This is a genomic window from Micromonospora sp. SCSIO 07396 (genome assembly GCF_053667945.1).
In genome coordinates, this window is sequence record NZ_CM132210.1 from 3665790 (window position 1) to 3682896 (window position 17107).

Annotated in this window: 6 protein-coding genes; all 6 read right to left on the reverse strand. The window is 69.7% G+C overall.

Features of this window, described 5'->3' with window-relative positions:
- Positions 1-347: 347 nt before the first annotated feature.
- The 6 genes from ACWCHM_RS15805 to ACWCHM_RS15830 all read right to left on the reverse strand — a co-directional run bounded on the left by ACWCHM_RS15805 (position 348) and on the right by ACWCHM_RS15830 (position 17061).
- On the reverse strand, positions 348-7145 hold the full coding sequence (locus tag ACWCHM_RS15805; protein WP_454222941.1) for an RHS repeat-associated core domain-containing protein: 6798 nt from the start codon (positions 7143-7145) through the stop codon (positions 348-350).
- 92 nt (positions 7146-7237) lie between these two features.
- Positions 7238-10036 (reverse strand): LamG-like jellyroll fold domain-containing protein, encoded by a 2799-nt coding sequence (locus ACWCHM_RS15810; protein ID WP_454222942.1) that lies wholly within the window; start codon positions 10034-10036, stop codon positions 7238-7240.
- Positions 10037-10673: 637 nt separating this feature from the next.
- Positions 10674-11903, reverse strand: coding sequence for an MFS transporter (locus ACWCHM_RS15815; protein WP_454222943.1), 1230 nt, complete (start codon positions 11901-11903; stop codon positions 10674-10676).
- 1 nt (position 11904) lies between these two features.
- A complete protein-coding gene (locus ACWCHM_RS15820; protein ID WP_454222944.1) occupies positions 11905-13266 on the reverse strand; it encodes a condensation domain-containing protein in 1362 nt (453 codons plus the stop codon).
- A gap of 5 nt (positions 13267-13271) precedes the next feature.
- Complete coding sequence (locus ACWCHM_RS15825) at positions 13272-15734, reverse strand: hypothetical protein (RefSeq protein ID WP_454222946.1); 2463 nt, start codon at positions 15732-15734, stop codon at positions 13272-13274.
- A gap of 367 nt (positions 15735-16101) precedes the next feature.
- On the reverse strand, positions 16102-17061 hold the full coding sequence (locus tag ACWCHM_RS15830) for a GlcNAc-transferase family protein (RefSeq protein ID WP_454222947.1): 960 nt from the start codon (positions 17059-17061) through the stop codon (positions 16102-16104).
- Between the last annotated feature and the right edge of the window lie 46 nt (positions 17062-17107).

Sequence of the window (17107 nt, forward strand, 5' to 3'; positions counted from 1 at the left end):
GTCGTCAATCCTCCCCCACCCCCTCCACCAACCATAGAGAAAAGGACGGCACATCGGTAAGCACGGATCTGACCACCCCTAAACTCCCGCATAAGTGGTGAAACCAGGACGTTCGCCTCCTTCACCTGAGCACGAAGAGCATCGAGCGACGTCCACCTAGCGGCGAATCCCCTACCCTCCGCGTCCCGCTGCATCTCCAGCAATGAATCGAAGCTGACGCAGCACACGCGAAAATCCGGGTCTTGTTGTCTCACCATCGACATCAGACTTACAAATCCTCTCACCAAAAATCTCGACGATGCGTTCGGGAAATCAGCTATGCAAAATTCCTAATATCCTAATCCGATTCAGTCGCATGAGCATGGGTGGCGTTGGATCGTAATCGGCGTGTCGGGATCCAAGCGGCCGTCTTTCACACGCCTGATCACCTCATCCAACCTGTGATGTCCGCCGAGAATGAGCCCGTCTCTCGACACCAAGATCCCGTCACCATGTTCAGCACTGTTAATTCCACCCAGAAGGTCGTCATTTTCAAGCATCTCGTGATACCACTGCGAGGCGGGGTCGCGAGTCAACTGACCGGGAGTAAACAGACCTTCGAGATCTCCGGCTTTGATCGTTTCACCGCAGTTGTGCACCAAGATCGGAGTATTGCCGGCGAAGACATAGTACGTGTCTATCTCACCTACGGTGAGGTTGTAGGCGATGTCGAGACGCATTGGAGCTGCCGCAACCCCGTCGCTTGCGACTTCGCGACCCTCCGTCGAGGACAGCTTCTGACCCATTTTGATCTTGCCAGCGCCGAGCCAGCGCTTCTCTGAGGCGACCCAGAAGGGGTGGTCCTCAGTCGTGGCGACCGTCGATCCGCCGACTTTCAGCTCACGCAGTCCATCTTCATGGATCCAGGTATGGGTAACCGGTCGCGCACTCGTTTCGCCCGTTTCTGGATCGGTGGCCAGGACCTTGTCTCCCACCCGCACGTCGCTGATGGGCTTGGACGATCCGTCGGCCATGAGGACCTGCGTCTCGCCACCGAAGCTGCAGAGCGTCTTTCCGGATTTGTAGAGCGCCTTACCAATGGTGCCGGCCGCCTTGAGTTTTCCGATCGGCACGAACCCGATGACGGTCCAGGCGCAGGCGGAGACACTGCCGTGGACACAGTCGACGGCGTCGGTGATGCCGAGCAGGTCGCCCAGGAACTTGTTCTGCGCGGCGATGGAGTCGTCGAGCTCCTTCTTGCAGATTTCGGAGAAGTTGTAGCAGAAGACGTCACGCCGGGCCCTGTCGAGTTCCATGGCGTTCAGGTTCGACACGTGCGTACCCGTGCCGTTGGCACCGTACAGAAGCTGCGCCCAGACCTGGAGCGTTACGTAACCCTTGCTCGGCACCTTACGGCCGTCGGGCATCTGCTCGGTCCAGGTTTTCGGGTTGAACGGATCCTGACCGCCGTTGCCCTGAGGGCTGCACTTCGCTGGCCAGCACGGGTTACCGCCGGACCCCTTCACCTGCTGGTTGGCCGGCTCGTTTCCGGGGTGGTAGTCGGGGCAGCCGCCAGCGATCACGGCGCAGTCGGCGTCGATGAGCCCGGTAGGGTCGCTGAAGGTGGCGGGGTTGTTGTGGGAGTACGCGTAGCCGTTCCACTGCTGCGGATCGCCGTGGTCCATGACGGGGTCCACGGAGATGAACTTCCCGATTTGTGGGTCGTATTCTCGGGCACCGAGATGGGTGAGCCCGGTGTCGTCGACCGTGCCGCCGAGGAAGCCCTTGTCCATGGCGACCGGCCAGGTGGACGGCGTGGTGCCGCGAGGAGAACCGAAGGGTGTGCTGCGACGGCGGGTGGCGCTGAGGTCGGTGTTGCTGATGGCCGCTTCGGCGGTGCCGTGGTGGTCACTGACGAGCCAGTCGAGACTGCCGGCGGAGGTACGAACGGCGATGACACCCTGCGCGCCGGTGTAGTAGCGGGTCGCGGTGGCGGGGCTGCTGGTGGGTTTACGGACCTCGGTGCCGCCGGGGAGGTAGAGGGTGGCACCAGCGGGGTCACGGCGGATGAGGCGATTGCCGTCGGCGTCGTGGACGTAGCTGGTGGTGCCGGCGTTGTCGGCGGAGGCGAAGAGCTTTCCCTCGTGGTCCCAGGTGAGGGTCTGGGTGCCGTTGGGGCCGAGCCGGGAACTGGTGTTGCCCGTCTCGTCGTAGCCGAAGGTCTCGGTCTTGACCGTGGTGCCGGTCAGTTCGACGCTGGTCTTGACCGTGTTCACCGCGTGGGGGTGGCTACCGGACACCCCGGGCTGGCCGAGATAGGCGTAGGTGCGGATGGAGGTCTTGGCGGTGGGGCCGAGCTGCGTGGTCTTGGATATCCATTCGGTGTGCCGGTTGTCCGTGCCGGGGTAGTAGGTATAGGCGTGCCAGTACGGTGAGGGGCCGCCGAGGTTGGTGTTCAGGCGTTGGCTGACCGCGCAGTCGCCGTTGGCGGGCGTCCACGCGTTTTCCAGACGGCGCAGTCCGTCGTAGCTGTAGCACTGGGTGTCGGCGGTGCCGCCGGCAGGCCGGTCGGCGATCTTCTCGACATTGCCGGCGTTGTCGTACTCGTAGCCGAAGTTGAACACGTCCGACCTGAGTTCGGGGATGGCGTTGGTGTTGGTGGTACGGCCGGTGTTCTCGTCGATGATGTTGGTGGTCCAGGTCCGCTTGCCGTACGGGCCACTGATCTGCTGGGTGAGCTGGCCGAGTTTGTTGTAGACCGTGTCGTAGAGGTAGATCTGCCCCCCACCCAGGATGCCCTGGAGCAGGCCGACCTCGTTGTAGAGGTAGCTGAGCTTCTCCTTGGGCAGGCCGGCGGCGGCGGGTTGCTCGGCGGTGGCCACGGTGCCGTTGTCGCGGTAGGTACTGGTCCAGGTGTAGGTGCACGGGGTCAGGGTGCCGGACTGGCACAGGCCGCTGTCGGCGGCCGGAATGGTGAGGCGGTTCTCGGTCGGTCGGCCCGCGCCGTCGAGTTGGGTGGTCTCGGTGACGTAGGCGTTGGTGGTGCCGGCCGGTTCGTAGCGCGTGCTGCTGGTGAGGTGCCCGATGCCGTTGGTCAGGGTGTCGTAGGTCCACTCAGCGCGCAGGGGGCCGGTGGTGGTGTTCTCGCGGAGGCTCGTCTTGCGCCCGAGGTTGTCGTAGCCGTAGACGAGGGTCTTGGTGCGGCTGTCGGTGGTGCTGATGAGCTGGCTGGCGTCGTCGTAGGTGAAGGTGGTGACGCCACGGTCGGGGTCCTCGTCGCGCTTCTTGCGACCGCGCTGGTCGTACTCGTACCGCCAGACGTTGCCGGCCGGGTCCGTCAGTGAGGCGATCTCACCACGGTCGGTGTAGCGGTACTGGGAGGCGTCGAAAGTGGTGGCGGTGTCGCTGCCGGCGTTGGCGCGGTCCTTGTACTGCCGCAGGGTGACGGCTCTCCCGCGGGCGTCGGTGATCGTGGTGGTGGCGATAGCGCCCTTGGGTGGGATGACCGTGGTCTTCTCACCCTCGTACCTGGTGGTGGTGCGCCACTTCTCGTTGAGGGTCTCGTTGACGCCGACCTTGAAGATGGCGTCGGTGAGGCGTCCGGCGCCGTCGTAGACGTTCTGGGTCAGCGCGGGGACGGCCGGGGTGCCGGCGCCGCCGTAGACGGTGGTGTTCGGTGGGGTGTTGGTCTTGTCGTAGTAGGGGGCGGTGGACCAGTCGAGCAGTCCGCGGGAGTCGTAGACGGTGTCGGTGAGGACCCGTCCGCCGCCGAGGGTCTGCTGCTGCACCTGCCGGGGGCGCAGCAGCCCGTCATAGAGGGTGATGGAGGTGTTGTAGGTGGTGTTCGACGGCAGCAGGGTCTTGGTGGTGACGGCCGTCGCGGCGGTGTTCCGCACTTGGTAGATGTGCTCGACGCTGGGCGCGGTGGGGTTGGCGGCCTTGGTGCGGCCGGGGAGCCACGCCTTGAGCAGACGTCCCAGCCCGTCGTAGGTGAGGTCGGTGCGGATGCCGTTGGCGTCGGTGACGGTGACGGGCTTCTGCCAGGCGGTTGAGTAGGTGGTGGTGCTGCTCTGGTTGAGCGGGTTGGTCGTCGTGATGGCGGTGACCGGTCCGGTGACGTCCGGCGTGATGCCGATCTTGGTCAGTCGGCCGAGGGCGTCGGTGCTTTCGCGGACCCGTCCGACGGCGTCGTACTTGTACGTGCCGGTGGTGATCCAGGTCGGGGTGGTGCCGTTCCAGGCGTCGATCTCCTCCACCTTGGCGACGTTGCCGGCGACGGGGAGGTAGGTGTCCCAGTTGTTGTCGGCGGCGTCGTAGGTGGTGCGGAACGCGGACAACAGATCGGCCGGAAGGGTGGCGGTGGCGGCGCAGGCGACGCCCACCATCTCCGTCTTCTTCGGCAGGTTCAGAAGCCAGAGGCTCGGGTTCCGGGCGTACCAGGTGCGGGTGCAGGTGTCGTCGGTGGTGGTGCTCTCGTCGCCCTGGTCGTCGATGGAGGTGGGCAGGTTGTCACTGTTGACCGTGGTCACGGTCTTGGTCCAGCGGGTGGTGCCGTTGGCGAGCTTGGTCCGGTTGCGGACGGTCTCGCTGTTGACCATCCAGGCCTTGAGGTTGCCGAAGGTCGCGGTGGGGCCCTGCCTCGACGGGGTGGTGATCGTCCCGGAGATCCAACCGCCGCCGGCACCGAGCAGGGTGGTCTCCTCACGGATCATGCCCGCGTACGCCTCGTGGTCCTCGACGCGGACGTTCTGCGAGTCGGTGATCCACACGTCACGGGAGCCGGTGGGTGGCTTCTCCCCTGCCGAGGCGGGTTGCTTGTCCTCGTCCATGCCGCGGAAGTAGAGGAACTCCGTGGCGGTCTGGACGCCGGATTCGAGGCCGGTGCGGACCCGGACCTTGCCGTAGCCGCGGAACTCGCCCCAGGTGCGCTTCTTCTCGTCGACCAGTTCGGAATCGTCGTAGTGCCAGGCCGGGGTGTCGAGGTAGTCGTAGTTGGTCTGCTGGTGGGCGAAGCCGCCGGTGTTGTCGTACACGTCGATGCGGTCGACACGGTACTTGTGGAACCAGTCGAGGGTCGGTTCCTCACCCTTCGGGCCGTAGTACTGCGGGTAGCAGCGTTTCGTATTGCTGTGCGCCGTCGGCAGGGCGTTGCGGACGCACTCCGGTGCGGAGTAGCTGACCGCGATCTGTGCGCCGGTTTCGGTGGTGATGGTGTTGATGCGTGAGCGGAACAGGTTGGACCGGCCGTCGGCCATCGCGTCGACCCGGTTGGGAAGGGGTTCGGTGCCCGGGTCGAAGACGATCTCGGGGTCGCTGGCCTCGGCGCCTCCGGCGGTGGTGACCTTCCCGGTGCGGGTCACCCCGGCGAGCCACATCGGCTTGCCTTCGTTGTCGCCGGCCTGCAGGTAGGTGTGCCGCAACGTCCAGGTGGTGACGTCCTGGTAGGTGTCGCCGGTGCCGGAGTAGACCTGGGCGCGGACGGTGGCCAGGCGCTTCGCCGTCCAGAACGTGGGCGACAACTGGTCGGTGCAGGGGGCGGTCTTGCAGTACTGGTCCCACGGGGTGTCCGGCCAGGACGCCTTGACCGGGTCACCGTCGTTCCAGCAGTTGCTGGCACACCGGTCGGCGGTGTCGAAGACGATGCGCGCGGCGGGACGGACGGTGGCGGCCGCGGTGCTGCGGTTGCCGTACTCGATGCGGGTCAGCCAACCGGCCCGGTGGTAGGTGGTGCGCTTGTCCTTGTCGCCCTCCCGGCCGTAGGCGCCGTCCTCCCGGTCGTAGAAGTAGGTCATGGTGTTGCCGCGCCGGTCGACGACGTAGTCGAGGTTCCACCGCCAGGCCTGGGTGGTGCGGGAGGCGGCGAAGTCACCTGCGGTGTAACCGAGTTCGTCGGGGTGGTTGCCGTACACCGGCAGCGTCCACGTGGACTTGGTGGCGGTGCCGCCCGAGGAGCCGCCGGGGCCGTAGTTACGGCCGAAGTAGTACTGGGTGCCGTCGGGCTTGGTGGCCTTCCAGTACTCGCCGTCGGCGTCACCGTTGCCGAGGCTGGTGTCCGTCAGCAACTCGATCTTCGTGCCGTCGTCGGAGACACCCTTCCAGGTGTTGCCGGACGACTTCGCCAACTCCACGGCGCTGCCGTTGAGCGAAATGGTGGCGTTGCCCTCCGGCTTGTACCAGCACTGGTCACCGCCGTAGACGGTCTTGTTGTTGGGCTCCCCACCCCGCATGGCGTCCTTATCGTCCGCGCACGCCTTGTACTTGCGTTCGATGAACCCGGGCCACAGGTTCCAACCGTCCCCCACCCACGAGCCCTGGGTGTTGGTGCTCGCCGACAGGCCGTCCACCGCTCCCGAGGAGTAGGACATGTTCAGACCGGGCTCGGGGCCACCCACCGCCGGCGGATCGTTGAGGGCGTACGACCAGGAGAAGGCACCGGTCTGCGCCGACACCTGCCAGGTAGCCGCAGGCGACAGGCTGGTGGCCGAGTAGTCCCCGTTGTCGCCGGAGGCGCCGCCGGCGAGGGCGACCAGGCTCGCCGATCCGCTCCCGGGAACGGGCACTGCCGCCGTCACGGTGCGGGTCTTCAGGTTGTTGCGGCTGTTCAGGGATCTTCCGTCGGCCACCCGCGTCAGGCGCAGCCGGGAGGCCCAGTCCCCGCCGTACGCCGCAGCGAACCGGGAGTAGTCGACCTCGATGGTGACGAGTCCGTCCTGGGACGAACCATCGGCCCGCGACACCTTCAGCAACAGTCCTGAGACGCCCGCCTTCGCGGTGACCGTCCGGTTCGCGATCTCGACCCGCGCCCGCGTCACCGGGGCGGCCTCGCGGTGCGGGGTCTCCTGTGTCGCCGGGGCCGCCACTGCGCCGGATGACACCCAGACCGGCAGCTTCCCCGCTCGGGTCTTGGTGGCGGCGGAACTGCGTGCACCGGCGGGTGACAACTCAACCGTCTCGTCGCCGACAGGCCAGGTGACCGCGCCGGCCGCGCCGACCTCCCGCCCACCGGCGGTCCAGGACGGGCGCACCGTGTGCTTGAGCGGCTTGACGGCCACGCCGGTGACGTCCTTCGGCCTGGGCTGTCGCCAGGCCGCCGACGCTTCGCTCCCGGGCACCTGCGCGAGCGCCGTCACCATGACGACAGCGGCAGCAGCGGCGACAGCGCGCACGCCCCGCGCGGTGGAGCAGCGGGCTGAACCGAACGACCTCACAGAGGTTCCCTTCTTCGTACGGCCGGCGAGCACAGTGTCCAGAGGGCGGATCACGAGTCGAGGTAGTTGTCGACGTCGGTGGAGTTCCACACGCGTCTGGCGGCCTTGACATGGTCGATGTCGCCGACCCACCGGTCGGTGGGATCGTTGCCCCGGCCGATCAGGAGTGGGCTGGTGGAAGCCCAACCGCCCACGATATTGGTGGCCGCCTCGGCACCGTCGGGTGCCGTTCCGTTGACGTAGAGGCGGATCGTGCCGGTCGGCTTGTCGTAGACGCCGACGAGACTCACCCAGTCGTCCGCCGCGACGAACTGACTCGTGCAGGCCGTGGCTTCGGGTGCGTTGACGGCGTCCGCGGCCGTGGCGGTGAAGCACCAGGCGGAGTCGCTGATCGTGTCGCCGTCGAGATCGACGTCGTTGCGGTAGCCGAGCCGGAACATGGCGTTGGCGGCACCCAGCTGCGACACGGCCGTACGGGAGGTGGTCAGGTCCGTCAGCCGCACCCAGGCGGCGACGGTGAATCCGCCGGGGTCGGCTGTGTTCAACACCGGAGCGGACGTCGAGAGGTACCCGCTTCCGTCCAGGTACACCGCCCCCTCCCCGATATGACCGGTCGTTGACGGTATGACTCCGGTGGGAGTGTAGGCGGCGGTGAATCCGGTCGGGGCGGACACCGCGGCGGCGGTGTCCTGGTCGAACGTCCACGCCCATTCGCCGTTGGTGGGCATCACGAGGAACTGGTAGATCCGGGGATCGGAGGTGGCACCGGCCGAGTTCCGGGACTGCACCGACAGGACGTTCACGCCGTCCCTGCTCGGGGTGATCGACTCTGTCGTGCTGGTGCCGACGACCTCCCTGACCGACAGGTCGTCCCAGTACACGACCTTGCTGGCTTGGCCGGAGGGGAAACCGTTGTAGAGCCGGACGAACGCCTCGGTCGCGCCGACAGGCACCGACATCACGAGTGACAACTGTTGCCAGCCGTCGACCACGGTCGCCTTCGGCGAGGTCACCTCGACGTTGAGGGAGCCGACCTTGTAGAACGCGGCGATCCGCAGCCCCCGGCTGGTGCCGTAGGTGCCGCTGGTCCCCAGGCCGGTGGCGGCCGGCACGTAGATCCAGCCAGTGATCCAGTACCGCCTGCCGCCGGTCATGCCCAGCCGCAGGCCACCGAAGTCACCGCCGAGGTCGGCGAAGGTGTCCCCCTGCGGTGCGGTGGCCGTCCCACCGGACGCCAAGGGCGCGATCTTCAGCGACTGACCGCTGTTGTGGCCACGACCGGTGTCCCGGGTGAGGGTCGCGTTGTGCCCGCCGAAGCCGGTCAGGTCGGTGGACACCTGCTGCTGGTTGGCCGTGAGGATCTGCCCCTGTGCCGTTCCGGCGGGCACGGTGACCGCGTTGGCGCCGTTCAGGTCGTAGATGTACTCCTGCACGTCGGACGCGCCGTTGGGCCCGAAGGTGAATGTTCCCGCCTGCCCTGGACCACCGCTCCACGCCCCGGTCGACTGCTCCGCATACGTGACACCGGCGATGGTCGGCAAGGCCGGGTCCTGGGTGTTGACGGTGAAGGTGAACCAGCCGGAGTAACTTCCACACTGATAGCTGTCGCAACCCCGGACCCGGAAGTGGTAGGTCCCGTCGGGCAACGTCGTCGTCACCCGCCACGGCCTCGCCGTGCCGGAGGTGACACCGGTGACCGCGGTCCCGGACTTTGCCTTCAAGGTGGTCTTCGCGTTGTCGTACACCTCGTACTCGGCGCGCATCGTCCCACCGTCAGGGTCGGAGACGATCGCCGACAGCGTCGGCCGACCGGATCGGACCACCGCCGGGGACTTGCAGACCGAGTAGCACGAGTCGATCGCCAACTGCGTCGGCACGTTCGGGGCACGGTTGTACACCACCGTCACGTACGGCCGGTTCGACGACGCCTCGGAGGAGTTGAACTTCTTCCATCCGCTGTTGCTGGACTCGTTGGACGCCCGCAGCCCCACGTTCGCCGTCGCCGAATTGCCCGAGAAGCTCGTCTGGAACGTCTCCTTCACCGACGCCGACACCCAGCCGTCACCGCACCCGGAGTTGTACCCCTTCGTGCCGTCGGAGGTGCCGTCCTTCTCCCGCCAGGCGGGTTGGTTGCCCCAACGCACCGATGACGAGACCGAATCCACCCGCCAGGTCTCCCAGGATGCCTTCGTGCAGGAGTACGAGTGGTAGTTCCACAGGAACAACTCCGCCGAGACGACTGTCGCCCCCGAGTAGCCGCCGAGGTTGTGGAAACTGAGGAAGGACCGTGCGAGGCAGGCCGACGAGCAGCCTTCGTTCGGATCCACGATGTAGCCCAGACGCAGCTCGTCGTCGCCCGACTTGTCGGTGATGGAGATGGTGTTCTGCACGTACGCGTCGAACGACGGGCTCAGGTTGACCGACGGATCGATCGTCACCGGGAAGACCAGGCCGGGACTGTCGAGGAACTCCCGGTCAGGCGTCATCACCAGACTGTTCTGACCATCGATGACAGCAGCGGCGACAGCCACGTTCGCACGGTGCAGAGGCTCACCACTGCTGGACACCTGCGCGTCCCACATCTCGCCCTGCGACACCTCCACCGATCCCGCACCGGTCAGCCGGGCGGAAGCGGCTTCACTGCCGGTCGACCAGGGCATCGACACCGACGTCATCCCCGCCGCTGCCGCCGCCGTATGCACCACGAAGGAGTACCGGAAGCCCGTCGGACGGGCCTCCACCACCAGATCGACGCCCGGTTTCACGTTCTGATAGGTCGCCGTCGTGTCCACCAGCAGCGGATCCGGCAGCTCCCCGGCCCAGCCGAGGGCGCTCTGCTGCTGCCCCACGCCAACACGTACCAACCCGTCGCTGCCGGCTGGCCGCGCCCCCGACAACCACAATCCGTACGGATGAACCTTCGGCCCCACGGAGCCGTCCGGCTGCCGTGCCAACCTCAGATCGACATCCTCCCAGCCCTCCGGCGTGCGGGCACGCACCGGCGCTGAGTGCATCTGCGCCCGGAACGTCCCATCAGGTTGCGCCCACACCGTCGACGTCGGCGACATCATCCCGGTCACCAGCACCGGCTTGCGATAGCGGTAGGCAAGGGCCATAGCGGCAGCCTCACCGTCCGCCTCCAACTCACCCACTGCCGGCGACGCCGCCCGCGCCACCGGCGTACCCATGACGGAGCCCATGACCACGATGGACACCGCCGTGGCTACAGCAGCCGTCCACCGCGCCACGCCGCCAAGGCGCGCAGCACCGTACGACCCACCCATCCCCGCACAACTGCCCCCGTGATCAACGATCGAAGTCACCGGGACCTTAGAGATCACTCAGCTGGCCCGTAAAGAGCCGTCACAACTTGACACCACAAACAACCCGACCAACGCCGAAACGGACACCCAGATAACCTGATGTGACGGGCCGTAGCAGGGTGGATATCCCACAAGATCCACACCGACCGGGAGCAGACGTCCGCTATGCAGGCCGCCGGTCGGCGGGGACGCGCAGGCGCAGCAGCGGCAGGCAGGACAGGAGCAGACCGACCGCACCCACCCACAGGGCAACTCGGGCACCAGCGGCGGCCCCCAGCACGGTGCCCGCCAGCGCACCCACCGGCATCGCCCCGCCGAGCAGGAACCGCATGGTGGCGTTCATCCGGCCGAGCAGGTCGGGCGGGCACAACTGTTGGCGCAGACTGACCTGGGCCACATTGGAGGCTGTCGCACCCGCCCACAGCACCAGGTAGCCGCCGGCCGCCAACCAGATCCCACCGACGCTGTCGATCAGCGGGGTGAGCAGCGCGAACGGGGCGGTGACGAGCAGGCAGAGCCAGACCGCGCGGTACAGCCCGAGCCGTCGGACCAGCCGCCGGGCGACGACCGCGCCGAGGATGCCGCCGGCACCGCCCGCGCTGAAGTACGCGCTGGCCGTCGCCGGGGACGCGCCCAGCTCGCTGACCAGGCGCACCGGCACCATCGTCTGCACCACCAGGGCGAACATGTTGTACGCGCCGCCGGCCAGCGCCAGCAGGCGTAGCACCCGGTGGCGCAGCACGTAGGCCACGCCGTCGCGGATCTGCCCGGCGAGCCGGGACCGGCCGGCGGGGACGGGCCGCGTGTCGACCGCCCGGATCCGGGCCAGGTAGGCGGCGGACCCGGCGAACCCCACCGCGATCGCCACGACGGCGGGCCGGGTGCCGGCCAGGTCGACGGCCAACCCGGCCAGCGCGGGCCCCGCGACCTGCGCCACCGCGAGGGTGGTGCTCAGCCGGGCGTTAGCCTCGACCAGTTCGTCGGCCCGCACCACCCGGGGCAGGTAACTCTGGTGCGCGACGTCGAAGAACACGGTGAGCACCCCGACGCCGAGGACGACGACGTACACCTGGCCGAGCGCCGTCCCGCCCGACGCCACCGGCACGGCCAGCGAGGCGACGAGCACGGCCCGCCCCAGGTCGGTGCCGATGAGCAACCGCCGCTGCCGCACCCGGTCGACGACCGCGCCGGCGGGCAGGCCGACCACCAGGAACGCCACCGTGCCCAGGGTGCCGACCAGCCCCACCTGCCAGGCGGAGGCGTGCATCGGGCCGGCCGCCACCAGCGGCAGCGCCACCAGGGCCATCCGGGCACCGAACTGGCTGGCGACCGCCCCGAGCCACAGGGACCGGAAGTCGTGCTGCCGGAGCAGCCCGCCACGGCGGTCCGTCACGTCAGGTCGACGCGGCCGTGGGCGGGGCGTCGGCCGCCCGTAGCCAGGTCGCGCGCAGCAGGTCGGCGGCCCGGTCGACGGCGATGTCGGGCTGTTCGGCCAGCAGGGCGAGGAACCGGAGCAGGGCGGCACCGAACGGCGCGGCAGCGGGCAGCACCTCGGGGTCGTGGTGCACGGTCACCTCAGGCTGCTCGGCCGACCAGGTCACCGCCAGGTGCAGCGCGTTGTGGGCGGGGAACCCACGCCGGCCTTCCGGCGGGCGTACGCTGCCGCGCAGCAGCCGGTCCGCCGGGCCGATCGTGGCGTCACCGAGGGTGACGGTGGGCTCCGCCGCCACCACGTTGAGCACGAGGCGACGCCGTTCCCGGAGGGCCTCGACCCCACCGAAGTCGGTGAGCCACTGACCGAACAGCGGCGGGGCGGCGGCGTTGGCGGCGGTGAGACCACGGACCCGGTCGGCGAGCGAGGCGGACGCACGCTGGCCCGGCGGTACGCTCACCACCGCCTCGTGCAGCGCGCCGGGAACCTCGATGCTCTCCCGGGTCCACCGGCCGCCCCGCGCGTACAGCACCGGGACGTCCGTCTCGGTCCAGAGTTCCAGCAGGAACGTCAGGGCCGCCAGCAGCAGACCGGAGCCGGTCGCGCCGGTGAGTTCCCGGGCGTACCGGATGGCCTGGGTGGTTGCTCGGTCGAGCCGCAGCGGCCAGGCGGCGCTGGCGGTGGTGTCCGGCCACGGTTTCCACCGCCCGCCGGGGAAGGCGACCGCCGGGACGTCCCGGCTCATCGCCGCCGCCCAGAACTCCCGGGACGCCGCCCGCCGCGGGTCGGCGGCGACCTCGGCCGCGTGCGCGAAGAACGACGGCAGCGGCGGCGGCGTGCGCCGCGGATGCTGGTACGCCGCAGCCGTGCGACGCACGAACCGGGTGTGCGTCGCGTGGTCGGCGAAGCCGTGGTCCACCACGAGGGCGAGCGCGTGGTCGTCCGGGGCCAGCCGCACCAGGCAGGCCCCGGCCAGCGGGTCGTGGCGCAGGTCGATCGGCGCGTACACCGCGTCGCCGAGGGCCGCTCCGACCGCCGCCGCCCGCCGGTCCGCCGGCACGCCGGAGCGGTCCACGACGGTCACCGGGAAGGGCTGCCCGGGTCCGTACACCAGCTCGGGGCCTGCGGCGAACCGGGCCCGCCACACGTCGTTGCCGGCGGCGACGGCCCGCATGGCGGCGGCCAGACGCGGCACGTCCACCCCGCCCCGGACGCGCCACAGTGTCCAGGCCCGGGGCATCGGGTTGTGCCGGGGCAGGCCGGCCGGGTCGGTGTCGCTGAGCAGCAGCAGTTCGCGCTGCGCCCCGTAGGGCGGCACCCGCACCCCGCTCACCCCGGGAACGCGGGCAGCTGCGACCACGCCGGCTGGCCCGCCAGCCAGGCCGCCAGCACTCCCCCGTCGTCGGGTAGCCGGCCGCGCAGGTGCAGGTCACGTAGCCGGCGCAGCGGCGTCACCCCGGTCGGCCAGTGCGCGAGCGACAGGCGGTAACACTCGGCGGCCAGGTCCGCCCGGCCGAGTTGCTCGTGCACCTGGCCGGCGTTGAACCAGGAGATCCGGCCGTACGGGAACTGCAGGTGCGCGGCCCGCAGGTACGCCTCAAGCGCGCCACCGTGGTCGCCGGCCTGGTACCGCAGCTCCCCGGCGGTGAGCCAGGTCTTCGGGTCGATCGGGTCGATCCGCTGTGCCAGCTCGTCCACCAGGGCCAGCGCGGTGTCGCGTTCACCGAGGTGGGTGTGGGTGCGTACGGCGGTTTCCACGGCCGGGAAGTAGTTGTCGGCGGCGATGACCCGGGTGTGCCCGTCGTGTCCGGTCACCTCCCGGGCGATGCCGAGCCACCGGTCCAGGTCCGCCCGCAGCAGGTCACGGTCGCCGGTGAGGAACGGTAGGAACCCCATGGCCCGGAACCATCTGCTGGTCATGATCGCGGCGTCGAACTCCGACACCTCGGGCAGCGCGGTGTACCGGGCGAGGTCCTCCTCGCCGAGCTTGCGCCACCGGGCGATGGTGTCGGGCTCCCGGCGTCGGGCCGCGTTGACGGTGGCGTTGATGGTGGTGACCACCCGCGTGCGGGCGTACCTGACGTCGTCGCCGAGCTGGTCGTACAGCGTGCGGAAGTGCGGTTCCAACTCGGCCGCGTGCCCCGTGGTGAGCATCTGCTCGGCGAAGATCCAGCTGGCCAGCGCGTACGCGTCCACAGGGTCGCGGACCGGCACGTCCGGCCCGGGAAGGATCCGCTTGGCCTCGGCGTGGAAGCCCAGCGCGGACAGCAGCCGGCCCAGCAGCGCCCGGTCCAGCAGCGGCAGGTCCGACACGTTGGCCAGCCGGTCCCGCACCCCGGGCGGGCAGCCGTCGGACGCCGCCAGCCACGTCGCGTAGTCGGCCGAGGCGGCACCGGAGGGGTACCCGTACACCGCCGCCGTCGCCTGCATCTCGTCGCGGAACATGGCGGCCGTGGCCCGCTGCGGGTGGATCTCCCGGAACCACGGCTCACGACGCTCCAGCACGGCGGCGTACGACATCAGCGGCGTGTGGATCGCGACCGGCGGGGTGTCGACCGGGTCGAGGAGCGCGCTCGGGTTCAGGTCGAGGAACGGCCGGTAGCGCTCCAGCGGAAGCGGACGCGCCCCGGCCGCCGGACCGCCCTGCGCCGCGACCGCCCACCGCACCGCGTCGGCGCAGGCCGTGCCGGCCAAGGCCGGACGCCGCGCCACGAGCACCGCCAACCGGTCCCGTTCGGCGCGGCGATCCGTGGCGAGCAGGTCGGCCAGCGCCCCCACCAGTTCGCCGGTGTCCGCTGCCGGAGCCGACCCGCCGGTGGACTCGCGGTTCGCGCCGGGCGCGGCGGGGGTGGCCAGGTCGAGCAGTCCGGCCAGCGCGGCGGTCCGCTCCGCCAGACCGGTCCGGGCGGCCACCCGGTAGTGGGTGCGGGCCGCCTCCCGGTCGCCCGCCGCCAGGGCCGCGTCCGCCGCGAGGAGCCGGGTCGCCGCGCCGGTCGGATCGAGGGCGAGGGCGACGCCCGCGAACTCGTACGCCGAGCAGGCAGCGGTCCCGTTCGGGGCGGCGAGGGTGGCGGCCCGCAGCAGCGCCAGCGCGGCGTCGCGGGCGAGGAAGTCGTTCCGGTCCTTGCCCAGGTCGTGGGCGACGGCGCGGACCGTGTCGGCCTCGGGCCCCGGCTCACCCGGGCAGCCCAGCCGCACGGCGAGGATCCGGGCCCGGGCGATCACCCCGAACCGTTCGCCGGCGAGACCGGCGGCCAGGGACTCCGCCACGGTGAGCGCCTTCCCGGCCGGCTGGCCGGCCGTCCCGGCGGACCGGGCGTGGGCGAGTGCGGTGGTGAGCCGGACCGGCAGGCCCGCCACCTCGGGCGGCACCGGGGGAGGTGGTTGCCGGCCGTCCTCGGTGAGCAGGAGAGCACGCCAGGCGTACACCGGGGGTGGCGCGTCAGCTCCGATGCGCCGCAGCAGTTGCGCGGCATCGTCCCAGCGGCCCAGCGCACGCATCAGTCGGGCCGCCCACAGCAGACCGGCGTGGTCTCCGCTGGCGAGCCGCTCCGCCACCCCGGGTGGCGCGACGAGCGGGTCCGTGGCGTCGAGCAGGCCGGCGCGGCACATCGTGCGACGCAGGTCGGCGGGGACCGCGTGGGCGGGCAGCCAACCGCAGGGGTCGGCCTGGGCGGCGCAGAACAGGGCCGCTTCGGCGACCAGGGACGGCGCGACCGTGGGATCGGCGGTCAGGTCGATGAACGGGCGCAGCGGCAACGCCGCCGGATCCCGCCAGGTGAGGTCGGCCACCCCTGTCCTCCCGCGCCGGTCCGTTGGTTCGGTGCCGAGGGGGCGGACACGCGGTGATGGGACGACCCGTGCCCGCCCGGTTGGTGACCGGCGCGTCAGTTGATGACGGCGTTGATCAGGCCCACAGCGGTTCCTTCGAGGTCCTCGTAGCGCTCCATGCTCGACACCTCCTCCCGACCGGACGAGGAAGACGGGCGATGACGGCCCCTGATCCCGACATTCTCGTCCAACAATTGAGCGAAATCAATCTCTTGGAGCATGGTCGGCGGCGCAGACCCGGCTGATCACCTCGTCGTGGTCCACGGGTTGCCCGGGTCGGACAGGAGCACCTTGGCCGGGCTGCCGCTCCGGCCCTCGGCTTCCGAGGTCACCCACCGCGCCCGTCGGCGTCCTCCCGCTCCGGCGTGGGTTTCCAGGCGGCCGGTAGCCGACCGGCCAGCGTCTCGGCCGTCGCGGTACGCCGTTCGAAGTCGACGCCCGCGTACTCCTGGTAGGCCGTCATCGGGCGGACCGGGCCGGTGCCGTAGCCGCCCACCATGGGGTACCGCAGCAGGGTCCGTACCCGGCGGCGGGCGGCCCGATCCAGGTCGTACCAGTGATCCTCGCCCGGTGCCTGGTGGTCCATCCAGTGCCGGACCTGATTCTCCCGGATGTAGTAGTGCCAGGCCAGCACCTCGACCGGGTGGAACAGGTCGTACCCCCAGGTGAAGGCGCGGGTGGCCAGGTTTATCTCCTCCCCCTGGTAATAGATACGCCCGTCGTAGGGCACCTCGCTGACGAACGAACCCGGGGCGAAGAGGAATCCCGCGGCCACGAAACGGGCCGGGACCGGCGCGGTGGCCTGCCGCCAGTCCGCTATCTGGAAGTGTTTGAACCGGGGCAGTCCGTCGTGGGTCCATCCGTCGAGGAAGATCAGGGTGGGTTCGCCGCCATCGGTGAACTCGTCAGCCGGTTCGTAGGTCGGGGGATAACAGGTCAGGATCGGTTTGGCCGCCCCGGTCTGCTGGGCCATCGCGACCAGTCGGGTGTCCCAGCCGGGGGCGAACCGGGTATGGCTGTCCACCTGCAGATACCAGTCGGAGTCCACGTAGTGGCGCTGGATCTGCGCCCGGGCCCAGCCCACTCCGCGGCTGAGCCGGGCGTCGAACTCCAGCACCGTCACCCGGGGGTCGGCGTACAGTGCCGCGACGTCCTCCCCGCCGAGATGCTGCCAGTTGACCACGATGCGCAGTTCGTCCGGGCGGTCGGCCTTCGCGAGGCAGTCCAGCACGGTCGGCACCAGTTCCGGGTCGCGGTAGGCCGCGACCGATACGAAAATGCTCGCCACGGTTGGCGTCGGTCCCTTCCTCGATCTGACCGGCGGCGTCCGCCCC